Below are 23,217 nucleotides of genomic sequence, written 5' to 3' on the forward strand. Positions count from 1 at the left end.
GACCCCGGGCAATGCCTGCGGGGTCCTTTTTTATATATGCGTTTTACGCAGCCGTATCCGCTTGCCAAAACTAAGCTCGGATATGGATCGCGCTGCCCTGCGGGCCCTTTTCCACGTAGACCCCGGCCTCGATATTCTCGCGCAGCAGCGCCACGTGGGAGATAATGCCCACCAGACGCCGGGAGCCCCGCACGGAGGCCAGCACCGCCAGCGCATCCTCGATGGATTGCGGATCCAGCGAGCCGAAGCCTTCATCGATAAACATGGCCTCCATCCGCATCCCGCCCGACTGGGCCTGTACCACTGCCGCAAGCCCTAAGGATAGCGAAAGCGCCACCAGAAACTTTTCCCCGCCCGACAGACTGACTGCCGGCCGCCGCTCGCCCGAATAATGGTCGTACACCTCCAGATCCAGCCCGATCTTGCGGGCCCTGCCGCTGCCCTCCATGGTACGGTAGAGCTGATACCGGCCGCCATGTACGTTTTTAAGCATCTCATTGGCCTGCTGGGTCACCGCGGAAAGCATGATGCCCAACACATAGCGACGCAGGCTGATCCCCTTATCGCCGCGCAGCAGGGTGGCAAAAGCCGCCATTTTTTCCTGCTCAATGCGCTCTGTTTCCAGTTGTGCCAGCGTTTGCTCCGTTTCCCTATGCACGCGCTGGAGGCGCTGGCGCTGCTGCTGGGTCACCATCCGTTGGGTTTGCAGGCGGTTTTTCTCCGCACGGATGGCCTCAAGTTCTACGCGCAGCGCCTCCACATCCTGCTGCGTGCGCCCTTGCAGCTCTGCCTGCGCGGCCGACAGGTTGCGCTCGGCCGCCTCCTTGCGCGCCTTAAAGGCGGATACCGTCTGATCCAGCGCCTCAATTTGCTCGGGCGAGCGGCGGGCGGCAAAAAACGCCGCTTCATCCTGGAAGCCGGCCTGCGCCCAAGCTTCGCGCAGCTCTGCCTCGCTCCGCTCCAAGCTCTGGGTGGCTGCCAGGCCCTCCTGGCTGGCCTGGGCCGCCTGGGCTTGGGCAGCGGAGAGGGCGAACTGCGCCTTCTCCCAAGCCTGGCTCCAGTCTGCTCTAACTTGTTCGGCTCGTTCCAGTGCATGGCGCTGCTTCAATATTTCATTTTGCAAAGCGTCAAGACTCTTAATCCCCTCTGCACCTTGGGCCAGCAGCGCGTCGCGCCGGGCGGCCGCCTTTTCCAGCGCCTGCCGGGCTTGTCTCTCCCCCTCCTGGCTGGCAGCTCTTTTTTGCTCCAAATCGGCTTTATTCTGCATCAAGCCGCGCAGTTCAGCCAATATTCCTTCCAGCTGCTCCTGCTGGGTGCGCGCCTTTTCAAGGGCCGCCTGCGCCGCCTCCAGCTGCCCACTTTCATAACCGCCCAGCTGTTCCAGCTGCGCGCGCAGCTGGGATACCTGCCGCGTCTTTGCCGTCTGCCCGGCCTCTAATGCCGCCAGCAAGCCTGCCTGTTTTTCCAGATTCTGGCGCACCGTTTGCAGGCTTTGGGCCAGCGCGTCAAGCTCCTTGGCCTCTACGCGCTCGTGCTCGGCCTGGGCGGGGCTAGGATGGTGCAGGCTGCCACATACCGGGCAGGGCTGGCCCTCCTGCAGCAGTTCCCCCAGCCTTGCGGCCGCATTGTTAATAAAACTGCGGCTGCGGGCAAGGTAAAGGGTCTCCATATCCTCCAGCTTCCGTTGCAGGGCATTTCGCCGATCCCAAGTCTGGGCCTTCTTTTCCTGGTCCCGGGCTATCTCCTTTTCCACATCCGTCAAGGCAGCAAAAAGCTGCCAGGCCTGCTGGGCCCGCAGATGGCGCTGCTGCAGTGCGGGCAGGCGGGCGGCCGCCTCTTCCAGATCGCCCCTTACAGCCTGCAGCTTTTCCACCTGGGCCTGCAGCCGCTCCAGCTCGCCAAGCAACACTTGCGCCTGCTCTTGCTGCGCCAAGTGCGTCTTATCGGCGCTGAAAAACGCTTCCTGCGCTGCAGCCAGCTGCTCATAGACCGGCCGCAGCCCTTCCAACTGCAGGCAGGTCCGCTTGGCCGCCTGCAGGGCGGGCGCCTCCCGCTCCAGCGCCGCGCCCTGTTCCTCCAACGCCCGCACGCGCTTTTGCGCCTCGCTTTGCTGAGCCGCCGTGCGGATGCGCGCCTCTTCCCGCTGTGCACACTCCCGCCTGGCGCGCTGCACCGCTTCAAAGGCGGGGGTAGCCTGTTGGGCGCGTCTGGCCGCCTGCAGAGCGCGAAAGTTTTCCCGCATCCCCTCCAGCTGCGTTTGAACCTGCTCGTTTTCCCTTTCCAGCTGCTCTACCTGCCTGCGCAGCCGCTGGGTCTCCTGCGCGGCCTCGTACGCCGGCAGCGCCGCCTTTTCCGCCCGTTCGGAGCGCTCTATCGCCTCATCCAGCTGCGCCAGCTCTAACGCAGCCTGCTGCATTTTCTCTGCCAGTTCCTCCTGGGTGGCACACTCAAGGCTGCCCAGCGCCGCCTCAACCCGCATCCGCCTTTGTGTCAACTGCTCCCGCAGCGCGGCGGCGCGCTCGTACAGGCTTTGCGCCAGGTCCTGATAATGCTGCGCATGGAAGAGCGTGACCAGGATATTCTCCTTCTCTTCTGATTTGGCGACCAGCAGCCGCTCAAACTGGCCTTGCGGCAGCAGAATGACTTGGCAAAATTGCTCATAGCTCATGCCGATCAGCTCCTGCGCCTTGGCCTCAACATCCCTTTGGCGGGGGTTTTCAAACAGCGGCACATCCTCGCCCCGCCCATCCCGGTAAAAGGCGTTGCACTCGGGCAGGTATTCTACCGTACCGTTGCGCTTTTTGCGCGGGCGCAGACGCCGGTAAAAGCGGTAGGTCCCGCTGCGGACCTGAAAGGTAAAAGACACCTGCGTTTGCTGTGCGGCCTCGGCCAGCTGGCAGCGCATGGCCGCAAAATCCCCCCGTCCGCCGCCGCTGCTCCTGCCGTAAAGGGCATAGGTCATCGCATCTAACAGCGCCGTTTTGCCGGCGCCGGTCACCCCGTGGATCAAAAACAGTCCCGCTTTGGCAAAGCGCGAAAAATCGATGGTTTGTTTTGCGACAAAGGGGCCAAAGGCTTCTATACTAAGTTCCCGTGGGATCACGAAACGCCGCCTCCTTCCTGCCGCTCCAGACGCGCCAGCGCCTCTGCAAACCAGCGCAGCTCTTGCTCATCCGGCTGGCTTTGCAGAATATCCCGATAAAAGTGCAGCAGCACGTCGCTGTCCGAGAGCCGTTCCAGCTGCGTTACCTCCAGGCTGTCCTGCCCCTTTTCCATCTCCAGCGCCCTGCCCACCAGGTTGAGCAGGTTGGGGTAATACTCCCGCAGCCACTGCAGCTTTTCCAGGCTCGCAAAGCTGTCCGTCAGCTCTATACGCAGGTAATCCTGCGCCTGCGCGTCCTCCTTGGCCCCGGCCATGATCGCTTCAAACGCCCCGCGGATGACCCGCAGATCGCGCTTGGGCACGATGGGGAGCTCCCGTACGGCCATATCCTGCGTATCGATCAGGGTCACGCTCTTGGTGTGACCGGCCTCCGCAAAAGAATACTTCAGAGGCGAGCCGCTGTAGCGCAGGTTCGGCCCCGCCCATTGCGCCCGGTGCAGATGCCCCAGAGCGACATAATCGAACCGCTGAAATACCGCGGCGCCCACCTGATTGGCCCCGCCCACGCTGGCCGCCCGGTCGCTCTCTGAAAGCGCCGCGCCGCCCACAAAGCAATGCGCCAGCAATATATGCCGGTAACCCGCCTCCAGTGGGATGCCCTCCACCACGCGGCGCATGGCCGCCCCATAATCCTCCAGCTTGTCCTCGGGATAGAGGTAGCGCGCCTCGTCGGTATTAAAGTAGGGCAGCATGTGGATCATCACATCTTGAAGGGGCACGCACTCCACCTCCCGGGTCAGCCGCCCGGCGATGTGCAGCCCGGCCCGGCCCAAAAGCGCGCCGCAAGAGGCCAGGCGCGCCGCGCCATCGTGGTTCCCGGCAATGAGCAGGACCGGCAGGCCCCGCTCCAGGCAAAGGGCCTCCATCGCCCGGCTGTATTGCGCTATGGCCTGGGCGGAGGATACGGCGTGGTCGAACACGTCCCCGGCGATCAGCACCGCCTCTACCCCCTCCCGGTCGACGATCGTCAGGAGCTGGTCGATAAAATCCTGCTGTTCTTCCGCCAGCGGCGCCTGGTGCAGGCTCAGCCCCAGGTGCCAGTCGGATGTATGTAATAACTTCATCTTTCCCTCCAAATTCTATATTTCCAGTATACCTTTTCCCCGGCGCGGCGTAAAGCTGCGGGGCTGCCGCTATACTTTCGCTCTCTTTCTTGCTATACTGGTATCACTAATATCTAGAATGGGAGAGGTTAAAAAGTGAGACACATACGCAAGGCAGCGGCGCTTTTGCTGGTATTGGCGCTGGCAATAGGGTTTGGCGGCTGCGCACAGAACATGACCCCCGCGCAGAAGATCGTGCAGGCCCAGATAAATCTGAGCAAGGTCAAAAGCATGACGGCTACCATGGATATGAAGATGGACTTTTCCATCGTTCAGCAGCAAATCGCCATGGCCATCCAATACGATATGACGGTTTTTAGCGACCCTACCCGTGTGAAGGCCGATATGATGATGGATGGCGGCACGCTTTTGGGCCAGCAGGAAGCTACCCTGTATATGGAGCAGCAAGACGGCAAGGCGATCACCTACACCCTTCTGGCGGACAAATGGACCCGAACCGAAGAGGCCATCGGCGCGGAAGGCTCCAAGGCGGATACGTTTGACCTGCAATCCGCCTTCAAGCTCTACAGCCAATGCGCCGAGAGTTTTAAAGAGACCGGCGAAGAGCAGATCGGCGGCCGCGCGGCCATCCGCCTTGAAGGCGCGCTGACCGGGGAGGCTTTGGAGGAGGCTGTAACCGCCTCCGGCGTTCTAAATTCTATTTCAGAGGGAGGGAATATCGGCAAGGAAGACGTCGCAACGCTGTATCAGGCGATCAGCGATCTGCCCATCACCATCTGGCTGGACAAGGAAAAGCTGCTGCCCGTACGCTATGAGATGGATATGACGGACATCATGACCGGCATTATGGAAAACGCCATGAGCGGCTCTCCCGAGATGGCCGCCTATATGGATTTTAAGGCCAATACCTGCAGCGTTGTGGTAGAACTTGGCGATTTTGACAGCGCGCCCGACTTTGACATCCCTGCAGAGGCGAAGGAAACGCAGGTTTAACGGCTTGCATGCCAAAGCCCTGCCGGCATTTACCGGCAGGGCTTTTTCTTTTTGCAGCCTCGTTCAGCGCTCGAACAGGCCCCCGCTTAAGTACCGCTCGCCGCTGTCGGGCAGCAGCACGACGATCCGCTTCCCCCTGTACGCCGGGCGTCTGGCTAACAGGGTCGCCCCCCACAGCGCCGCGCCAGAGGAGATGCCCGCCAGCACCCCTTCTGTCTGCGCCAGCAGGCGGCAGGCCTCTACGGCCTCCTCATCCCGGATGCCCAGCACCTCGTCGTATACCTGGCGGTCCAGCGTCTGGGGGATAAAGTTCGCGCCAATGCCCTGCAGCCCGTGCGGGCCGGCCTTTCCGCCCTCCAGCAGCGGCGAGGCGGCCGGTTCCACACCCACGACGGCGATCTCTTTGTTTTGCGCCTTCAGATATTCGCCCACGCCTGAGAGCGTGCCGCCCGTGCCCACGCCGGCGACGAAGGCACTCAGCGCCCCCTCGGTATCCCGCCAGATCTCGGGCCCGGTGGTGGCGCGGTGTGCCGCGGGATTGGCCGGGTTTTCAAACTGGCCGGGGATAAAGCTGCCCGGCGTGCGCGCCGCGAGCTCGCCCGCTTTTTCAACGGCGCCCTGCATGCCCAGCGCCCCATCGGTCAGCACCAGCTCTGCGCCGTAGGCCTTTAGCAGGCTGCGCCGCTCCGCGCTCATGGTATCCGGCATCGTCAAGATCAGCTTATAGCCCTTCACGGTAGCGGCCAAAGCAAGGCCGATGCCGGTATTGCCGCTGGTGGGCTCGATCAGCGTCGCGCCGGGCTTGATCTTTCCCTGCTTTTCCGCCGCTTCGATCATGGCGAGCGCCACACGGTCTTTCGCGCTGCCGGCAGGGTTAAAGGCCTCCAGCTTGGCCACCAGTTCCGCCTCCAGCCCGCAGGCCCTGCCATACCGCTCCAGCCGCATCAGCGGCGTATTGCCGACCAACGCCAGCAAATCCTGCGCGATCTTTGCCATCTTTTTCACGCTCCTTATTCACTTGCGCGCCTGCGCAAAATATCGCCCTGTTCCAGTTGGAACGGGCAGTCCAGCCAATAGCGCCCCTGGGGCAGCAGCGCCGCCTCCAGCGGCTCGCCCGTTTCCTTTTGCAGGCTTTTGATGGCAAACGCGCGCCCGGTATACCCGGGGGATAGCGCCTCCAATGTTTCGCCCAGCCTAAAGGCATTGCGCTGTTCTACCAATATGCGCCCCGGCTGCGCCGCCAGAACCTTGCCCACGAATACGCTGCTCTGGTGATAGGCGCCGTTTGCCGCGTCAAAATGCTGCATGGGCCCTAAGTAAAAGCCGGTGGCATAGGGCCGGTGGCTGACGCTTTCCAGTTCCTGATGAAGGGCGTCCATATCCGCGCTGCCTTCTATCGCCATGCGGTACGCGTTGGTCACCGTCGCCACGTAGTAAGGGGATTTCATCCGCCCTTCGATCTTGAAGGAGGTAACGCCCGCCTCCCGCAGACGCGCCAGCAGGGCGATGCAGTTCATATCCTGCGAGCTGAGGATGGCCATCCCCCCGCCATCCTCTTCCACAGGGAAGTACTCGCCGGGGCGCTTTGCCTCTACCAGCGCGTACTGCCAGCGGCAGGGCTGGGTGCAGGCGCCCGCGTTGGCGCTGCGGCCGTTCAAGTAGGCGCTGATCATACACCGGCCCGAATACGCCATGCACATGGCCCCGTGCACAAAGGCCTCCAGCTCCAACGCAGGCGGCGTGCGCCCCCGCAGCGCCGCGATCTGCTCTAAGGATAGCTCTCTTGCCAGTACGATGCGGCTGGCGCCCATATCATAATAAGCGCGCGCTGCCCTGAAGTTGCAACAGTTCGCCTGGGTGCTGATGTGCACCGCCAGCGTGGGCGCGGCCTCCTTTATGGCCAGCAGCGCCCCCAGATCGGATACGATGGCCGCGTCCGCTCCGGCATCGGCCAAAAAGCGCGCATAATCTCCCAAAGCCAAAATATCCTCGTCCCCGGCAAACGCGTTGACGGTGACGTATACCTTTTTGCCCCGGGCGTGGGCATGGGCAACGGCCGCGCACAGCCCCTCCCGGTCAAACCCTGCACTAGCTGCCCGCAGCTGTAGAAAGGGGCCGCCTAAGTATACCGCGTCCGCGCCAAAGCGCAGGGCGGCCTCCAGCCCCTCCGCGCTCCTCGCGGGCGAAAGCAGTTCCACCTGTTTCAAAGCCCTGGCCTCCTTATGCCTTACCGCTTCCCTGTAGAGCCGAACCCGCCGGCGCCCCGGGCGGTATCGCTAAGCTCCCCGGCCTCCACAAATTCCACCGCCAGCACGGGAGTGATCACGATTTGGGCGATGCGCTCCCCCGGGCTTACGGTATAAGCCTCAGAGGACTGATTATACAGGCAGACCATCAGCTCGCCCCGGTAATCGCTATCCACCACGCCCACTTTATTGGCCGGGGCGATGCCCTTTTTAGTCGCCAGGCCGCTGCGGGCGTACACCAGGCCCGCATATCCCACGGGGATCTCCATCGCCAGGCCGGTGTGGATGAACTGCGCCTGCCCCGGGGCGATGGTGACCGCCTCATCCATGCAGGCATAAAGATCCGCCCCAGCGGAAAAGGCCGAGCCATAGGTAGGCGGGGTGGCACGCGCATCCAACTTTTTAAATTTCAACGTTTGTTTTTGCATAATAAACCCTCAATTTAATCCAATTTCCGCCATTATATCACAATCGATTTACACCGTCCATCTCGCCCTGTGCCCGCACCCAGCCTAGAAAGGTGCTTTGGCTTACGCCCAGGCGCAAAGCTGCCTGCCGCGAGGAGAGCAGCCCCCGCCGCCATAGCTGGGCCACCGGCGGGAACTCGGGCGGGAGGGGCTTGCGCGGCCGGCCGAATTTGACCCCCCGTGCCTTGGCTGCGGCGATCCCCTCGGCCTGGCGCTGGCGGATAGACATGCGCTCGTTTTCCGCTACAAAGCTGAGCAGCTGCAAGACGATATCGCTGATAAACGTCCCCAGCAGGTCCTTGGATTTTGTCGTGTCCAGCAGCGGCATGTCGATCACCCGGATATCCGCGCCGATCTCCTTGGTGATGACGCGCCACTGCTCCATAATCTCGGCATAATTGCGCCCCAGCCTGTCGATGCTCTTGACGATGAGCAGATCACCCACCCGCAGGTGGCGGATCATCTTTCGGTACGCAGGGCGCTTAAAATCCTTTCCGCTCTGGATATCGATATAAAGCCTGTGGCGCGGAATATGAAAGGGTTCCAGCGCATCGATCTGCCGCCTCTCGCTTTGGTCCCGGCTGGATATGCGCACATATCCCAATACTCTCTGGTTCAATGAAACCCATCCCCTCCCTGTGCGATTTGCACGGCGCTCCCCAATATTTTACGTGATGCAGGGGTACTGTTTCATATTTTACCGTTTATCGCTGCGCGCGGCCTTACGATATATCCCACAAAAAAAGAGAGGGCCTTACGCCCTCTCCCACTTTTCAGGTATCGCTTATCTATTTTGGCCGCGGGCCCTTCGGCCCAGCACGATGGCAGCGGCTCCGCTGAGCAGGGCCAGCGCCATCAGCCCCAATGCATCGCCGCCCTGGCCGGTTTTAGGCTGGCGGGGCACGCTCTCCTCGGGCGCAGTTTCATCCGTACTTTGCTCCGCCTCCGCCTCAAGCGCCGGAATGGCTTCCTGCGCCATTTGGTAACCGCAAATGCTGCACCGCGCAACGCGCATCCCAGCCTGTCCCTGGGTCGCCGGTACTGTTTCTACCCAATCGCCAGGGATATGCGCCTGCCGGGTTCCATCGATACCACACCGGGCGCAGCTTTGCCAGTGTCCGCTCTCATCCTGCGCCCACGCGCCCTCAAAGGCATGCTCCCGCACGGTAAAGCGAATCTCCACTGTTTGATCTTGCATATCCGCTTCGGACAGCGTCAGCGTGGCCGTATAGTCCCCCGCCGGCAGCCCTTCTACCGGCGCCACGGTAAACGTTGCCTGTCCGTCGGGCGCAAGCGGGTCGATCTGCGTTTTAGACAGCGTAAAGCAGTCCGCATCCTCGCCGGATAGGGCTAGCGTCAGCGGCTGACTGGGCGTGGCGCCCTCGTTTTTTACCGTCAGTCCGTACGCGTCTACCGGCGCATAACCCTCATCCACCGCCGCAAATACAAAATCTCCCTCGGGGGAAAGCGTCACGCTTCCGCGTAGACGCAGCACCAGGTGCAGCGTACTATCCTTTTGGATACCATAATCCTGTAGCGTGTTGCCGTCTTCCAACTGCTTGCCCGCGAAGATCAGCCGCTGCTGGTCGGGCGGGATGCCCTCTTTATCCTGAATCTTGGCCTTAACATCCTCGATCCGGTCCGTGGGTTCCACCTCCAGGGTAATATGCTTTCCGGTCAGCGTCTTGACAAAAATCTGCATGGCAAACGCCGTCGTCGGGAAAAAGGCCATTGCCAAAACCACGCACAGCATGGCGGCGATCAGTTTCTTTCTCATGATATCTTCTATTCCTCAACTTTTTTTAAAAAGGCGCTTACCGCCTCAGCCGTTGGCAGCGAGGGCATGGCCCCCTTGCCGGTAGCCGTAAGCGCCCCCACGGCGTTGGCATACCGCGCCGCGGCCAGTATATCGCCCGTCTCCAAAAAGTTCAGCGTCAGGGCGCCGGTAAAGGCGTCTCCGCAGGCCGTAGTATCCACCGCCTTTACCGGGTAAGGCGGTATATGGGTCGCCGTCGCTCCATCGTAGACCAGGCAGCCCTGCGCCCCCAGCTTGATGACCACGTATTTAGCGCCGCCCCGCTCCATCAGCTTTTGCGCCGCGGCCAGCCCCGCCTGCCCCGCATCCGGCAGGATACCGGTCAGCGCCTGGGTCTCCGTCTCGTTGGGCGAGAGGATCGCCATGCCCCGCATCTGCTCCAAGGGGAAGGCCTGCGCAGGGCCTGCGTCCAGCACCACGGGGATGCCCTTTTCTCCGGCCCAGGCAGCGGTCTCCAAGATCACATCCTGCGGGATCTCCAGCTGCATCATCACCGCGTCATAATCCTCCGGCAGCGCGCGCAGCCACCCTTCAGGCCTTGGCGCTGTATTGGCCTGGGGATAGACGGCGATGCGGTTGCTGCCGTCGTCCTCCAGAAAAATAACGGCAAGGCCGGTGGCGCAGCCCTTTACCGGCGCCATATGCGTAGTGCCCACGCCCTCATCCTTTAAGGTCTGGCGCAGGGTCTGCCCTGTTTCATCCTCCCCCACCTGGCCGCAAAAATCCACCGCCCCGCCCAAACGGGCCGCCGCGACGGCGGCGTTTGCCCCCTTGCCGCCCATGGAGTAGAAGTATTGGCTGCAGATCAAACTCTCGCCCGGTTTGAGCATCCGCGGCATGCACAGTACCAAGTCCTGGTTGATCGAACCGACGACCAATAGCTTTTTAGCCATAATATCCCCCTAATTTTTTCCCGCCCGCTGGCACATCAAAAGATAGATGGCGCTGGACAGGCGGTTATACGCCTCCAACAGCGTTGCGTGCTTTTCATCCAAGGCAGCCACCGCCGCGATCTCCATCTCCCGGCTCTGGGCGCGCAAAAGGTTCAGTTTGAGTAAAAAAGGCTCCATCCCCGCGTCCACCTGCAAAAAGCCTACCCCATAGTAAGCCTGGGTATGGTGGGAACGCTCGCGCAGCTGCGCGGGCGTAAGGCCAAACAGCGTCCACGCTCCCATAGGCTCGTCCAGCACTTCTGCGCGCATCAGCCGCCCGCAAAGGGCGGCGATCTCGCCAAGGGCCCGGGCCAGCTGCGCTTCCCCGGCCTGGGCCGCCTCGCGCTGCAAAAGCATCGTCTGCGCGCCAAAAGTATCCAGCTTGCCGCGCAGTACGATGCGCGGGTGATCCTTGCGCACGGTCTCCTCGCCCCTCAGGCTGGTCCAGTTCTCTTTTCCCTCCATTGCTAAAAGGTTATCTGATCCGCGCCGCACAGCAGAATCTTCTTCTCCGCCACCGCGCTGACCACCTCGCGCGCATGGCCCATATACCGGCGCGGATCGGTCTCATTCTCATCGCCCAGCAGCACCTCGCGCACCGCGCCGGCCATGGGAATCTTCAGCTCCGTTGCGATATTGACCTTAGCGATGCCCCGCGCCACCGCAGCGCGCACCGCATCATCCGGCACGCCGGAGGCGCCATGCAGTACCAGCGGCACCGATACCGCCGCGCGGATCGCGCTTAGCCGCTCCAAATCCAGCTTGGGCGTGCCCTTATATACGCCATGCGCCGTACCGATAGCTACCGCCAGCGAATCGACCCCGGAGCGGCGCACATAATCGGCCGCCTCCTCGGGTACGGTAAAGGTGGCTTCCCGCTCGTCCACGTTCAGGTCGTCCTCCGCGCCGCCCACGCGCCCCAGTTCGGACTCCACCGCCACGCCGGCCGCGTGCGCCACCTCTACCACCTTTTGGGCCAGGGCAAGGTTCTCCTCATAGGGCAGGTGGGAACCATCAATCATCACTGAGGTAAAGCCCTCCTTGATGCACTCCACGATCATGGGGAACTTCGTGCAGTGATCCAGGTGCAGAGCCACCGGCACATCCGCCTTTTTAGCCACCGCCTTGGCAATGGCCGCAAACTCCGCCACGCCCATATATTGCAACGTGCTTTGGGAGGCTGCAACCATTACCGGCGCCCCCAGCCGCTGGGCTGCCCAGACGATGGCCTGGATGCTCTCGCAGGTATGCGCGTTCAGCGCGCAGATGGCCTTTTTCTGCTCCGTTGCCTTTTGTAACATTAAAATCGGGTTGACTAATTGCATTTTTCATTCGCCTCCAATAAAATTTTGCCGCTGACCTCCCGGTTTTCGATGCGTTTAAAAGCCTTATACGCCTGGGAGAGCGGGACGATGGAATCCAGCAGCTTTTCGGTCTGCACCACGCCACTGCCCAGCGCCTGCAGCGCCACATGCCACTCCCGGCCCGGCCAGTGGGCGGAATAGCTCATCCAGGAGCCGGAAACCAGCAGCTCCTTGCGGTTGATATACTCAAACTCCGCAGGCTGCAGCGTGACCGGCCGCGAGGGCGTGCCGATGAACATGACCCGGGAGCGGTTGCCCGCGTACTTTAGGGACATGATCTCCGTAGCCGGGAAGCCAGCCGCCTCAAACACCCAATCGTACCCTCGGGGGCAGGCAGCCTTGACCTGCGCGTCAAAATCCTCCGCCGCGGTATTAAAGGCGCGGGATGCGCCGTACTCTTTGGCGATGGCTAGCTTTGCCTCGTCGATGTCAAACACATCCACCTCCTGGGCGCCCAGGTATTTGGCGCACTGCAGGGTCAGAAGCCCGATGGTGCCCATCCCAAATACCGCTACCCGCTGCTCAGGGCTGTAATCCTTATCAAAGCCCATCAGCATCAGCCCGTGCAGCGCCACGGTGGCGGGTTCCAAAAAGGCGGCCTGCTCCAGGCTGACATCGTCAGGTACGTGCAGGACATTGCGCGCCGGCACGCACAGGTAATCCTGCCAGGCGCCAGGCAGCCGGGAACCGATAAAGTCATAGTTCTTGCAAAGAGAATACCAGCCGTTTTTGCAATCCTCACATTCGCCGCAGGGGACCAGCGGCGCGGCGGAGACCCGGTCGCCCGGCTTAAAGTCTTCTACATCCGCTCCCACGGCCTCCACCACGCCCGAGAACTCGTGCCCCAGGATGATGGGGAAATAGTGGGCCGTGCCCTGCAGGACCCTGGGCATATCCGAACCGCAGATGCCGCAGTAGCGGATCTTCACCAGCACCTCGTCCGGCTGGGGGACCGGCTTTTCCACCTCTTCACAGCGCAGGTCGTTTTTCGCGTGTAAAACCGCTGCCTTCATATTTTGTCGCTCCTTTCAATTACCGCGCGGCCTGGGCCAGCTTGGCAAAATCGTCCTTCAGTTTGGGGTAAAGCCCCTTATAAATCTCAAAATACTGCCCATAGCGCGCATGGGTCTGGCCATCCGGCTCATGCACCCGTTGGATGCGCACGCATCTTTGCACCGCCTCATCAAAGCCCGCATAAGCCCCGCAGCCCACGCCAGCCAAAATGGCCGCGCCCAAGGGCGTAGCATGGTCGGAATAAGGCACCTCAATGCGCTTCCCGGTCACATCGCTTTTGATCTGCGTCCATACCCGGCTGTTGGCCGAGCCGCCCACGCTGACCATGGCCTCCACCTGAGCGCCCACCTGGGCGGCGGTCTGGATGTTATGGTGCAGGGAGTAGGCCACCCCCTCCATCATGGCGCGCACCATGTGCGCCCGCCCCTTATCGTAAGACAGGCCGAAAAATACGCCCCGTGCGTCGCTGTCCCATATTGGCGAGCGCTCCCCAGCCATATAGGGGAGGAAGATCAGCCCCTCGCTGCCGGCGGGAACCGTGTCGGCCTCGTCGCTGAGCACTTCAAAAACGCTCTTGCCCTGCGCTTTGGCCTCCCCCTGCTCTGCCGCGGCCAGCTGCTGGGAGAACCAGCGCATCGTCCCGCCGCCGCCTACAGAGCCGCCCTGCAACAGCCATCCGCCCGGCAATACGTGGCAGCCCAGGATCAGCTGCGGATGGATCAGGGGCCGGTCCGTTAAAATACTCATGCCGCCCGCTTGGCCGCCCTGCTCCTGCGTCTGCCCCGGGCGGATCACCCCCGCGCCCAGGGAGCAGCAGGCCGCATCCAGCCCGCCGGCCACCACCGGCGTTCCGGCGCAAAGCCCGGTCTCCCGGGCGGCCTGCTCCGTCACCCTTCCTACGATCTGGTGGCAGGGGACGATAGGCGCCAGCTTTTCCGCATCCAGCTGCAGCGCGGCAAGCATCGCCTCATCATACTGCAACTTTGCGATATCAAAAAAATGGAACCCATACCCCTGGGATAAGTCCTGCGAAGGCATGCCGGTCAGCTGCATGGCGATAAAGGCATTGCACTGCAAAAAATACCGGGTACGATCATAGATATCCGGTTCATGCGCCTTTAGCCACAGCATTTTAGGCGTGATATAGGCCGCGTCCACCGGGTTGCCGGACAGGGCGATCAACCGCTGCTCCCCAATCGTCTCGCGCATCCACTTGGCCTGCGGCTCGGCCCGGCGATCCATCCAGATCATGGCCGGGCGCAGCGGCGTACCCTGCGCATCCACCGGCAGGCAGGCCCAACTGGTACCGTCAATGCCGATTGCGGCGATCCGCCGCGCTTCCAGCCCCTGCCCCCGCATATCCTCCAAGCACTGGCAGGCGGCGCGCCACCAATCCATCGCATCCTGCTCCACGTATAGTGGGCCCGGATAGCGGGTTTCATAGCTTTGTGAGGACGTAGCCACGACGCCGCCATCCAGATCAAACGCGGCGACTTTGCACCCCGACGTCCCGATGTCGATCCCCAGTAAGATTTCCTTAGACAAGTCGCTCCCCCCTTACCCCCCTCATTTTAAACACCTTTCCCCCTTCCGTCAACGACCAATCGGCTCTCTTGACAGGGCATAGACGTTTACCCACTTTCTGCCCTCATGAAAACAGGCATAAAAAAAGCCCCGCCCGGTTTAAATTCCGGCACGGGGCTGCTCTTTGACAGGCAGGCTTATACCCGGTCTTTCCACGTTCGCAGCGAGTCGGCCACGGCAGCGGCGACCGCTGCGTGATCCTTCCCGCGCACACAGTCCAGCAGGCGCTGATGATGGTCGGGCGCTTGGGAATCCACCTGTTCGATGCGGATATTCTCTCCGATCGACCTTTCAAATACGCTGTAAACGCCCTTCATGATGCGGATAAAAAACGCGTTTTTGCAGCTTTCGATCAGCCCCATGTGAAATGCCAGGTCGCAGGCCTGCATCTGCGCCACATCGCCCTTTTGGGCGGCCAGGCGCATCGCGGCAATACTCTCTTGCAAAAGTGCACATTCTTCTGGGGTGATCTTTTCCATCGCCAGGCGCACCGTAGCCTCATCCAATACCTGGCGCAGCTCCAGCAGTTCGCCGCCGGTGGCGGCATCGTAAACCATGGAGTAGATCACCCGGTCAAAGGCCGAGGCGTTCATCTGGGTGCTGATGTAAGTGCCATCGCCCCGCTTGATCTCTACGATCCCCATGGCGGAGAGCACTTTCATCGCCTCCCGCAGGGAATTTCGGCCCACCTGCATCTGCTCCATCAGCTCAAACTCGCTGGGCAGCTTGGTGCCCGGCCTGTAGGCCCCGCCCACGATGGCGTCCATAATGCTATCGATGATCTGCTCCACAATGGATTTTTGCCCGATCGGGCGCAATTGGCCCTTTTCCTGTTCCGCCATCGTCCACCGCTCCTTTACGCATTGCTACGGTACGATTACCGTTTTTTCCACCACCCGGCCATCGCAAAGGTGGACGACAGCACGCCATTGTTCCCCGGACTTGATGCCCACTACCGGCTCCTGGATCCAGTTACCGATAAAGTTTACGCAGAACGGGTCGTCATAGGCCTGCTGGTAAAGCGCGCCATCGCGAAAGAAATCCACATGGTCGACTTGTTCAGGGTACAGGCTGGCCAGGCGCAAAAAGCGCTTATCCTCATAGGCCATGTCCTTTTCCAAACCCTGGAGGTGGAACTGGTCCTCCAGCGGCAGGTCGGGCTTTTCGCCATAGAGGTATTCCCGCAGCCGCAGCGCGTAAAACCGGTCCTCACCCTGGGTGATGCCCCAATCCACCGGCGGCTCCTGCTTGGTCATATTATTATAGTAGCCCCAGGATACGCCGTTTGCGAAGGTAACCTGCAGCTGGCTTAGCGCCTGCGAATCCTCATTGACCACGATGGGCCGGGCGGGCTCCACAGCCTTGGCCTTCAAGATCAGGTTATAAAGCTGATTGCGGGTCTGCTCGTTGCCGTGGATCAAGATCACGTCCGAGGCCTGGGCGATGCGGGCGGAAAAATAGCCCCCAGTGCCGCTGCACCCCACCGGCATGCCGCCGGATTCGCGCCGGGCCAGTTCCATCAGGCGGATAATGCCGTTCTCTTCGCTCAGCACCTTATGGCATAGATAAGCGCCGGTATCATGCTCGTTGGCGATCTCGATGATGATATTGCGATCCCCACGCGCCCGCAGCCAGCCGCAAATGCCCTTTACCGCGTTTTCTACCGCGTCATCATCTTGCAAAAGCGCCGTCTGTACGCCGTAAAACAGGCTGACGATCACCACCATGCCCAGTTCGTCCGCCGCGTCGATGAGCCTGGCCAGACGATTCAGGTAGGCCGGGTCCAGGGCCTTGCCATCGCTGCCATAGGGGTTATTCTGGATGGTATCAAGGGCAATGGTAAAGCAGGGCCCGCCACCCTGCAAGCCCACCGTAAAGGCCCGCAGCCCCGCCGCATACCAATCCGGCAGCGCGGCGATCAGCTCGTCTGTATTCTCTTCCGGATCAAAATGCTTGCCAAAGCGATTATAGCGCTCCCGGTCAGCCGCGTCGTCAAATATGCCCTGGATGAACCTGGCGTTCATCAGCAGGCCCTGGTGCGGACAGTCCGCGTTCTCGCTGTAGGTCAGCTTGCCGTTGAGCAAAAAACGGTCCCCCTGGATCGACATGACGGTCTTTTTCATCAGTCCTTCCCTCCGCTTCATATTTGTAGAACGTCCTACGTTTAATTCTACTATAAACCCTGCACCGCGCTCCGTCAATCCCCTTTTTGTAGATTCTTGCGTTTTATTGGGCACAGCCCTGCGGCTGTAAATTTAAACGGGTTTTGTGGTATACTGGTTTATGGAATGAATTGGATAAGGATGGTTTGCCATGATACAGGAATCTTTTGAAAAAAGTATTATCGTCAGCCAATATGAATGTGATTTTCAAAACCGGATAAAGCCCAGCGCCATCATGCGCCAGGTCCAGCAGGTATCGACGGATCATTGCGACGCCTTAGGGATCACCGCGCAGGTGTATGAGGAAACACATACCGCGTTTTTGCTGGCCAAGCTCTCCCTTGAGGTGTATAAGGATATCCGCGTGGGCGAGGCCGTTAAGCTGGTCACCCGGCCTGCGCTGCCGGTGCGGGCGGTGTACAACCGTTACACCGGCTTATATGATGAGGACGGCGCGCTGGCCGCAGCCATGGATTCGCGCTGGATCCTGATCGACACCCGCACCCGGCGCATCCTCCGCCGCCCGCCCGAGGGGATCGACTGGCCCTTTATCGCCCCGGTGACGCAGGAGCATTCTCTGACGATGGAAAAGCCCGATGCACTGGAGGCGGCTGGCAGCGTAAAGGTGGCCTATTCCCGCATCGACCAAAACCGGCACCTGAACAATACTGAGTATGCCGATATCATCTGCGATTGCCTGCCGATCGAGCACTTCCAAAACGGCTCGGTCAAAAAGCTGGTGCTCTCTTACCATCATGAGGCCCGCTTTGGCGAGGAGCTGACCCTTTACCGCGCCGCGCTGGCCGATGCGCCGGGTTATTACCTTTGCGGGATGCTGGGCGAACAGAATTGCTTTGAAGCCAATATCCGCTTTTAGCGCAAAAGGAGAATAATCAATATGCTGGAATACCGCTACGATACGCAGCTGCTCATCGACGGGATCAACTTGAACGAAGACGAAATCTACCGGCAGATCGCCGCCGGGTTTGAGGGCGATTGCCTGCTCGTGGTCGGGGATGAAACGCTGATCAAGCTCCATTACCACACCAATCAGCCCTGGAAGGTGCTGGAATACTGTGCGGGCCTTGGCGAGATCTACGATATCGTGATCGAGGATATGGACCGCCAATCGCGGGGTCTGAAGGGCTGAACCGAAAAAAGCAAGGCTGAAAGCAGAAAAAGCCGGCGTCCCATTTGGGCGCCGGCTGATTTTATGTGCTTATCTTGATACTACCGTCAGGCCGCGGGCAGCGCGCTTTGCAGTTGCTGATAAAAGGCCTGCGTATCCTCCCCTGTGGCCTGGTTGAAAACCAGCGGCTGGTCGTTGCGGATGTGGACGAGGATCACCCATTCAGACGAGGTGACCGTGGCGCAGCGGTAGCTGCCCAGTTCATCGTTCTTAAACGCGCCGGACTTCATCCGCATATTGCCAAAGCCATTGGTGCGCCGGCCCAGGTCATAATCCTGCCGCAGTTCGACCCGCTCGATCTCGTCCAGGCCGCAGGTTACATCGCACATCATGGCCTGCACGCGCAATTTATTCTCCTGCAACCGCACCTTTACCCCGCCGCTGCCCGCGATGAAAAAAGCATAGATCACCAAGCCGCCCACCAAAATCAGGGTGACCACCGTAAAGATCAGCGTAACGCGCTTATTGACCTGTTCCACTATTTTGCCCTCCTTTTCAGGCAACGCCTTGTGATGGTATTATAAGCCAAAATAAAAAGATGGGCAACCACAATCGTTACCCATCTTTTTGTGGATTCATCCGGCGGCCTTTAGCCTACAGGCGCCTGTTCCGCCTGCGCCTGCCCGGCGCCGCTGTCTACCGGCACGGGCGTAAAGGTCAGCTGATCCTGCTCAAAGTCCAGTTTGACCTTTTGGCCGATCTTGACCTTGCCAGAGAGGATCTCTTCAGCCAGGCTGTCCTCCACCAGGCGCTGGATGGCCCTGCGCAGCGGGCGGGCGCCATACATCGTATCAAAGCCCTCTTTGGCCAGGTGATCCCGGGCCGCGTCCGTCACTTCCAGATAAATTTCCTTTTCCTCCAGGCGCTGGGCCACGGAATGCAGCATCAAATCTACGATCCGGCGGGCGTGCTCCTGCTCCAGCGGATGGAAAACGATGATCTCATCCACGCGGTTGATGAACTCGGGCCGGAAGGTCTGCTTGAGCTCGTTCATCACGTTTTCCTTCATCCGCTCATAGGAGATGCCGATATCGTCCGAAGAGCCAAAGCCCATGGTCTGCTGGCGGCGGATGGTATGCGCCCCTACGTTAGAGGTCATGATGACCACAGTGTTGCGGAAGTCCACCGTCTTGCCGTGGGAATCGGTCAGCCTTCCGTCCTCCAAAACCTGCAAAAGAATGTTGAACACATCTGGATGCGCCTTTTCGATCTCGTCAAACAACACCACGCTGTAGGGTTTGCGCCGCACCTTCTCTGTCAGCTGGCCGCCGTCGTCAAAGCCCACGTACCCCGGGGGGGAGCCCACCAGGCGCGAAACGGTATGCCGCTCCATATACTCGGACATATCGATGCGGATCATGGCGTTTTCATCCCCAAACAGGGATTCGGCCAGTGCCTTGCTCAGCTCGGTCTTGCCCACGCCCGTGGGGCCCAGGAAGATAAACGAGCCGATGGGGCGCTTGGGGTCCTTCAGCCCTGCGCGCGCCCGGCGGATCGCCCGCGCCACCGCGACCACGGCCTCATCCTGGCCGATCACGCGGCTGTGCAGCTCATCTTCCAGGCGCAGCAGCCGCTCGCTCTCGTCCTCGGTCATCCGCTTGACGGGGATATTGGTCCAGCTGGCTACGATCTGGGCGATGTCCTCCTCGCCAACGGTGGAAATCTCCTCGCCCTTGCGCTCCTGCCAGGCGATTTTAGCGGCCTCCATCTCCTCGCGCAGTTTATGCTCTTCATCCCTAAGCTGGGCGGCCTTTTCAAAGTTCTGGTTGTGCACCGCCTCGGCCTTCTCCTTGGAAAGGGCCTCCAGTTTGGCTTCGATGGCCTTCATATCCGGCGGGGCGATGTAGCTTTTAATGCGCACCCGGCTGGCCGCCTCGTCCATCAGGTCGATGGCTTTATCCGGCAGGTAACGGTCCGAGATATACCGGTCCGAAAGGGCCACTGCGGCCCGGATCGCCTCATCGGTAATGCGCACCTTGTGGTGGGCTTCATACCGGTCCCGCAGGCCGAAGAGGATCTCCACCGCCTCTTCAGGCGTAGGCTCGCCCACCGTCACCGGCTGGAAGCGGCGCTCCAGCGCCGAGTCCTTCTCGATATGCTTGCGGTACTCCTCCAGCGTCGTTGCGCCGATGCACTGCAGCTCGCCCCGGGCCAGCGCAGGCTTTAGAATATTGGCCGCGTCGATGGCGCCCTCCGCCGCGCCCGCGCCGATCAGGGTGTGCAGCTCGTCAATAAACAGGATGATATCGTCGGATTTCTGAATCTCTTCCATGGCGTTTTTCAGCCGCTCCTCAAATTCGCCCCGGTACTTGGCGCCCGCCAGCATCCCGGAAAGATCCAGCGAGAGCACGCGCTTATTTTTCAGCAGTTCGGGGATATTGCCGCTTACGATCTGCTGGGCCAGCCCCTCTACCACGGCGGACTTGCCTACGCCCGGCTCCCCAATGAGTACGGGATTGTTCTTCGTCCTGCGCGAGAGGATCTGTACGATCCGCTCCACCTCCCTGGCCCGGCCGATCACCGGGTCCAGCCGCCCTTCGCGGGCGGCCTGCGTCAGGTCGCGGGTAAACTGATCCAGCGTGGGGGTTTTGCCATCCCCTTTCTTGCCGCCGGCAGCCTTCTCTTTTCGCCCGCCCTCCTGGGTGAGCTGCTCGATGATGGCCTCGCTGACCCCGCGGATATCCACGCCCAGGTTCATCATGATCCGGGCGGCTACGCACTCGCGCTCGTGCATCAGGGCCAGCAGAAGGTGCTCGGTCCCCACGTAATCGTGGCCCATATTATTGGCCTCGGCCACGCTGGCCTCAATGATCTTTTTGCTGCGCGGGGTATAGCCAAAGTTATCGTTGAACTGATACGGGCCGCGGCCGATCAGCTGTTCGATCTGCTGCAGAATCTTATCCGTCGTCACGCCCAGCTGGCTCAAAATCTGTGCCGCCGCGCCCTGTCCTTCCTCGGCAAGGCCATAGAGCTGATGCTCCGTGCCGACGTAATTATGCCCCAACTCACGGGCAACTTTCTGGGATAGCGCCAGCGCCCGCTGGGCCCCTTTCGTAAATCTATTGTAAACTGCCATAATGCTTTTTCGCTTCCTTTCGTTAAAAACTATCCTTGCGCTGCAGGCGGTTCGTCACTGGGCCAGGCACTTGCGCACCAGTTCCGCCCGGGCGATGTTCTGATCCCGCGCCGACAGCCTGCGTCCGGAGCGCAGCTGCAAGCTGGCCGGCTGCGCGTCGCACAGCAGCGCCCGGAAGGCCTGCTGGTCGTGTATCTGCACATATCCGCAGCTTTCGGCCAGGCGCACGTCGGAGTAAAGGCGCATAAATTCCTTTAACTCCATCATTCTGGCGTTTTGCATGGCGCCCCAGGCCCGCATCAGCCGGTCCTGCAATTCCAGCGGCCGGGCAGCCATCATGGCCTTGCGCGCCAGGCGCTCCTGCGCCATCACCTGCATGCAGGCGTTTTGTACGCTGGCGGCGATCTCCTTTTCCGTCAGCCCCATGGTGACCTGGTTGGATATCTGATACAGGTCCGCGCTGACCGCGCTGCCCTCGCCATAGCTGCCGCGCACGGTCAGGCCGATCTTGCCTACCGCCTCGATGATGGTATTGATCTTGCCCATCATCGTCAGCGCCGGCAGGTGCATCATCACCGATGCGCGCAGCCCCGTCCCGATATTGGTGGGACAACTGGTCAAGTATCCCCACCTTGCGCTAAAGGCATACGGTTTTTGCGCCTCCAAATCGCTACAAAGCTGCTGCGCCTGTCCTAGGGCGTGTTCTAGGTCCAGCCCCGCTGCCAGGCTTTGGATGCGCAGATGATCTTCCTCGTTGACCATCACGCCCGTGGTCCGCTCTTCATTTAGCGCCAGGGCGGCCACCTTCGCGTTTTGGATCAGGGCCGGGCTGGCCAGATAATTCTCGCCCAGCTGCCGCAGCTGCAGCTCGTCCAGCTCCCCCAGGCGCAGCCAGGTAAAGCCCGGACGGCCGGACAACAGCTCGCCGGTCTGCGCGGCGATCTGCTCTTTTCGGGCCTGATCCAGCGCCGCGGGAAAGGCGTAATCTGCATAGTTGCGCGCGATGCGCACGCGGCTGGTCACCGCCACATCGCCCTGCGGGCCGTCCATCTCCCATATGCCCATGCCTATCCCTCCTTTACGGCGCCTTCGCCCTCCAGCGCCTTGATCTTATCGCGCAATACGGCCGCCTGCTCAAAATCCTCTTTTTCAACCGCCTGGGCCATCTGCGCACGCAGCGCTTCAAGCTGGTCTGCGCCCTGCCCCTGGGTTTCAGGCGTCCCTGCCGGGCTGGCGCCCACGTGGCGGTCCTTGCCCTGCACGTGCTTGATGACCTGGCCCAGTTCTTTTTCAAAGGTATCATAGCACTGGGCGCAGCCCACAAGGCCGGTATTTTGGATCTGCTCCAGGGTCCAGCCGCACCCCGGGCAACGCTTGATGGTCTGTTCCTGCTGGGAAGGCTCCTGTTCTTTGGGGAGATACCCCAAAAGGCCCGCCAGGATGTTGCCCAGCGCCCATTCGCTGCCCGCGCCCAGCTTGGCCGCGCACTCCTCACACAGGTGGCGTTCCACCTTTTGCCCGTTTACGATACTGGTATAATGATAGGTCGCCTGGTGCAATCCGCATCCCTCGCACAGCATAGGCCCATCCCCTTTCTATTCCTCGCTATTGGTCAAACAGCGTCAATACCATGGATTTCATCACGCTGGCCCGCACCTGATCCTTAAGCGGATAGGGCAGGCGCAGCGCCTTATCGCTTACCGCCGCCTCGATCAGGCGGGCGCCCTTTTCATCTACAATCCGCTGCTCGCGCATATAGGCCACCAGCTGCCTGGCCGTATTTTCGCTGAGTGCCTCGCCGATGCGCTGGGTCAGCAGTTGAAACAGGTAGTCATTATCATCAATATTAAGGCGGATCACGCGAATATACCCGCCGCCGCCCCTGCGGCTCTCGATTTTATAGCCCCTGTCGATGGTAAAGCGCGTGGCCAGCACATAATTGATCTGGCTGGGCGCGCAGCGGAAATACTCCGCCAATTCATTGCGCTGCAGGTCCACCTGCTTTTCTTCCTGAATCAAATCGCGTATAAACTGTTCGATACTGTCGCTCAATACCGACATCGTCCTCACCCCACATTTGGTTTTGACATTCTTTGACCTTAATTCTATTATAACCAAATGTGTCGGAATTGCAAGCCCTTCTCCAT

General features: G+C 60.8%; 22 protein-coding genes. 3 read left to right on the plus strand and 19 right to left on the minus strand.

Going from position 1 to position 23,217, the window contains the following annotated elements:
- Window positions 1-70 precede the first annotated feature (70 nt).
- Both H8699_RS06665 and H8699_RS06670 read right to left on the minus strand, forming a co-directional pair.
- Window positions 71-3,103 carry an AAA family ATPase gene (locus tag H8699_RS06665; RefSeq protein WP_249284993.1) on the minus strand — a complete coding sequence of 1,011 codons (3,033 nt, stop codon included), beginning with the start codon at window positions 3,101-3,103 and terminating at the stop codon, window positions 71-73.
- Window positions 3,100-4,227: an exonuclease SbcCD subunit D gene (locus H8699_RS06670; protein ID WP_249284994.1), complete on the minus strand. Its 1,128-nt coding sequence runs from the start codon at window positions 4,225-4,227 to the stop codon at window positions 3,100-3,102. Before H8699_RS06670 ends, H8699_RS06665 begins: the two co-directional genes overlap by 4 nt.
- 135 nt (window positions 4,228-4,362) lie before the next feature.
- Between H8699_RS06670 and H8699_RS06675 the strand changes: the two genes are divergently transcribed.
- On the plus strand, window positions 4,363-5,220 hold the full coding sequence (locus H8699_RS06675; protein ID WP_249284995.1) for a DUF6612 family protein: 858 nt from the start codon (window positions 4,363-4,365) through the stop codon (window positions 5,218-5,220).
- A 63-nt stretch (window positions 5,221-5,283) separates the two neighbouring features.
- Here H8699_RS06675 and cysK read toward each other — a convergent pair whose 3' ends face one another.
- From cysK to H8699_RS06735, 12 genes are all read right to left on the minus strand, one after another.
- Window positions 5,284-6,216, minus strand: a complete 933-nt coding sequence (gene cysK / locus H8699_RS06680) for a cysteine synthase A (RefSeq protein WP_249284996.1) — start codon at window positions 6,214-6,216, stop codon at window positions 5,284-5,286.
- Between the two features lie 14 nt (window positions 6,217-6,230).
- Window positions 6,231-7,418 carry a peptidase U32 family protein gene (locus H8699_RS06685; protein WP_249285119.1) on the minus strand — a complete coding sequence of 396 codons (1,188 nt, stop codon included), beginning with the start codon at window positions 7,416-7,418 and terminating at the stop codon, window positions 6,231-6,233.
- A 29-nt stretch (window positions 7,419-7,447) separates the two neighbouring features.
- Window positions 7,448-7,894 carry a dUTP diphosphatase gene (gene dut / locus H8699_RS06690; RefSeq protein ID WP_249284997.1) on the minus strand — a complete coding sequence of 149 codons (447 nt, stop codon included), beginning with the start codon at window positions 7,892-7,894 and terminating at the stop codon, window positions 7,448-7,450.
- A gap of 37 nt (window positions 7,895-7,931) precedes the next feature.
- The gene (locus H8699_RS06695) at window positions 7,932-8,552 is read right to left on the minus strand and encodes a recombinase family protein (RefSeq protein ID WP_249284998.1); all 621 of its coding nucleotides are present in this window, start codon (window positions 8,550-8,552) and stop codon (window positions 7,932-7,934) included.
- Between the two features lie 165 nt (window positions 8,553-8,717).
- Window positions 8,718-9,710, minus strand: coding sequence for a ubiquitin-like protein (locus H8699_RS06700; RefSeq protein ID WP_249284999.1), 993 nt, complete (start codon window positions 9,708-9,710; stop codon window positions 8,718-8,720).
- An 8-nt stretch (window positions 9,711-9,718) separates the two neighbouring features.
- A complete protein-coding gene (locus H8699_RS06705; protein ID WP_249285000.1) occupies window positions 9,719-10,642 on the minus strand; it encodes a ribokinase in 924 nt (307 codons plus the stop codon).
- Between the two features lie 9 nt (window positions 10,643-10,651).
- Window positions 10,652-11,176: a hypothetical protein gene (locus tag H8699_RS06710; RefSeq protein ID WP_249285001.1), complete on the minus strand. Its 525-nt coding sequence runs from the start codon at window positions 11,174-11,176 to the stop codon at window positions 10,652-10,654.
- Window positions 11,149-12,006 (minus strand): class II fructose-bisphosphate aldolase, encoded by an 858-nt coding sequence (locus H8699_RS06715; RefSeq protein WP_249285002.1) that lies wholly within the window; start codon window positions 12,004-12,006, stop codon window positions 11,149-11,151. Before H8699_RS06715 ends, H8699_RS06710 begins: the two co-directional genes overlap by 28 nt.
- A complete protein-coding gene (locus H8699_RS06720; RefSeq protein WP_249285003.1) occupies window positions 11,997-13,058 on the minus strand; it encodes a galactitol-1-phosphate 5-dehydrogenase in 1,062 nt (353 codons plus the stop codon). The genes H8699_RS06715 and H8699_RS06720 overlap by 10 nt, the downstream gene beginning before the upstream one ends.
- A gap of 19 nt (window positions 13,059-13,077) precedes the next feature.
- Complete coding sequence (locus H8699_RS06725) at window positions 13,078-14,604, minus strand: xylulokinase (RefSeq protein WP_249285004.1); 1,527 nt, start codon at window positions 14,602-14,604, stop codon at window positions 13,078-13,080.
- Window positions 14,605-14,780: 176 nt separating this feature from the next.
- Window positions 14,781-15,485 carry a FadR/GntR family transcriptional regulator gene (locus H8699_RS06730; protein ID WP_249285005.1) on the minus strand — a complete coding sequence of 235 codons (705 nt, stop codon included), beginning with the start codon at window positions 15,483-15,485 and terminating at the stop codon, window positions 14,781-14,783.
- A gap of 24 nt (window positions 15,486-15,509) precedes the next feature.
- The gene (locus tag H8699_RS06735) at window positions 15,510-16,766 is read right to left on the minus strand and encodes a glycoside hydrolase family 5 protein (protein WP_249285006.1); all 1,257 of its coding nucleotides are present in this window, start codon (window positions 16,764-16,766) and stop codon (window positions 15,510-15,512) included.
- Between the two features lie 190 nt (window positions 16,767-16,956).
- Between H8699_RS06735 and H8699_RS06740 the strand changes: the two genes are divergently transcribed.
- Both H8699_RS06740 and H8699_RS06745 read left to right on the plus strand, forming a co-directional pair.
- A complete protein-coding gene (locus tag H8699_RS06740) occupies window positions 16,957-17,682 on the plus strand; it encodes an acyl-[acyl-carrier-protein] thioesterase (RefSeq protein WP_249285007.1) in 726 nt (241 codons plus the stop codon).
- 21 nt (window positions 17,683-17,703) lie between these two features.
- Window positions 17,704-17,955 (plus strand): kinase to dihydroxyacetone kinase, encoded by a 252-nt coding sequence (locus H8699_RS06745; protein WP_138296180.1) that lies wholly within the window; start codon window positions 17,704-17,706, stop codon window positions 17,953-17,955.
- Between the two features lie 86 nt (window positions 17,956-18,041).
- On the opposite strand, the gene H8699_RS06750 is transcribed toward H8699_RS06745, so the two are convergent.
- From H8699_RS06750 to H8699_RS06770, 5 genes are all read right to left on the minus strand, one after another.
- Window positions 18,042-18,473 carry a PH domain-containing protein gene (locus tag H8699_RS06750; protein ID WP_249285008.1) on the minus strand — a complete coding sequence of 144 codons (432 nt, stop codon included), beginning with the start codon at window positions 18,471-18,473 and terminating at the stop codon, window positions 18,042-18,044.
- 110 nt (window positions 18,474-18,583) lie between these two features.
- Complete coding sequence (locus H8699_RS06755; RefSeq protein ID WP_249285009.1) at window positions 18,584-21,070, minus strand: ATP-dependent Clp protease ATP-binding subunit; 2,487 nt, start codon at window positions 21,068-21,070, stop codon at window positions 18,584-18,586.
- Window positions 21,071-21,124: 54 nt separating this feature from the next.
- On the minus strand, window positions 21,125-22,135 hold the full coding sequence (locus H8699_RS06760) for an ATP--guanido phosphotransferase (RefSeq protein WP_249285010.1): 1,011 nt from the start codon (window positions 22,133-22,135) through the stop codon (window positions 21,125-21,127).
- A 2-nt stretch (window positions 22,136-22,137) separates the two neighbouring features.
- The gene (locus H8699_RS06765) at window positions 22,138-22,650 is read right to left on the minus strand and encodes a UvrB/UvrC motif-containing protein (RefSeq protein ID WP_249285011.1); all 513 of its coding nucleotides are present in this window, start codon (window positions 22,648-22,650) and stop codon (window positions 22,138-22,140) included.
- A 25-nt stretch (window positions 22,651-22,675) separates the two neighbouring features.
- Window positions 22,676-23,131, minus strand: coding sequence for a CtsR family transcriptional regulator (locus H8699_RS06770; RefSeq protein ID WP_249285012.1), 456 nt, complete (start codon window positions 23,129-23,131; stop codon window positions 22,676-22,678).
- Window positions 23,132-23,217: the final 86 nt, after the last annotated feature.

Source organism: Luoshenia tenuis, from assembly GCF_014384745.1.
In the GTDB taxonomy this organism is placed as follows: domain Bacteria; phylum Bacillota; class Clostridia; order Christensenellales.

What these genes read in the sequence shown, in the direction of transcription:
- H8699_RS06670 (WP_249284994.1), bottom strand. Translation starts at nt 4,227, where the DNA reads ATGAAGTTATTACATACATCCGACTGGCACCTGGGGCTGAGCCTGCAC.
- cysK (WP_249284996.1), bottom strand. Translation starts at nt 6,216, where the DNA reads ATGGCAAAGATCGCGCAGGATTTGCTGGCGTTGGTCGGCAATACGCCG.
- dut (WP_249284997.1), bottom strand. Translation starts at nt 7,894, where the DNA reads ATGCAAAAACAAACGTTGAAATTTAAAAAGTTGGATGCGCGTGCCACC.
- H8699_RS06700 (WP_249284999.1), bottom strand. Translation starts at nt 9,710, where the DNA reads ATGAGAAAGAAACTGATCGCCGCCATGCTGTGCGTGGTTTTGGCAATG.
- H8699_RS06705 (WP_249285000.1), bottom strand. Translation starts at nt 10,642, where the DNA reads ATGGCTAAAAAGCTATTGGTCGTCGGTTCGATCAACCAGGACTTGGTA.
- H8699_RS06715 (WP_249285002.1), bottom strand. Translation starts at nt 12,006, where the DNA reads ATGCAATTAGTCAACCCGATTTTAATGTTACAAAAGGCAACGGAGCAG.
- H8699_RS06720 (WP_249285003.1), bottom strand. Translation starts at nt 13,058, where the DNA reads ATGAAGGCAGCGGTTTTACACGCGAAAAACGACCTGCGCTGTGAAGAG.
- H8699_RS06730 (WP_249285005.1), bottom strand. Translation starts at nt 15,485, where the DNA reads ATGGCGGAACAGGAAAAGGGCCAATTGCGCCCGATCGGGCAAAAATCC.
- H8699_RS06735 (WP_249285006.1), bottom strand. Translation starts at nt 16,766, where the DNA reads ATGAAAAAGACCGTCATGTCGATCCAGGGGGACCGTTTTTTGCTCAAC.
- H8699_RS06740 (WP_249285007.1), top strand. Translation starts at nt 16,957, where the DNA reads ATGATACAGGAATCTTTTGAAAAAAGTATTATCGTCAGCCAATATGAA.
- H8699_RS06745 (WP_138296180.1), top strand. Translation starts at nt 17,704, where the DNA reads ATGCTGGAATACCGCTACGATACGCAGCTGCTCATCGACGGGATCAAC.
- H8699_RS06755 (WP_249285009.1), bottom strand. Translation starts at nt 21,070, where the DNA reads ATGGCAGTTTACAATAGATTTACGAAAGGGGCCCAGCGGGCGCTGGCG.
- H8699_RS06760 (WP_249285010.1), bottom strand. Translation starts at nt 22,135, where the DNA reads ATGGGCATATGGGAGATGGACGGCCCGCAGGGCGATGTGGCGGTGACC.
- H8699_RS06765 (WP_249285011.1), bottom strand. Translation starts at nt 22,650, where the DNA reads ATGCTGTGCGAGGGATGCGGATTGCACCAGGCGACCTATCATTATACC.
- H8699_RS06770 (WP_249285012.1), bottom strand. Translation starts at nt 23,131, where the DNA reads ATGTCGGTATTGAGCGACAGTATCGAACAGTTTATACGCGATTTGATT.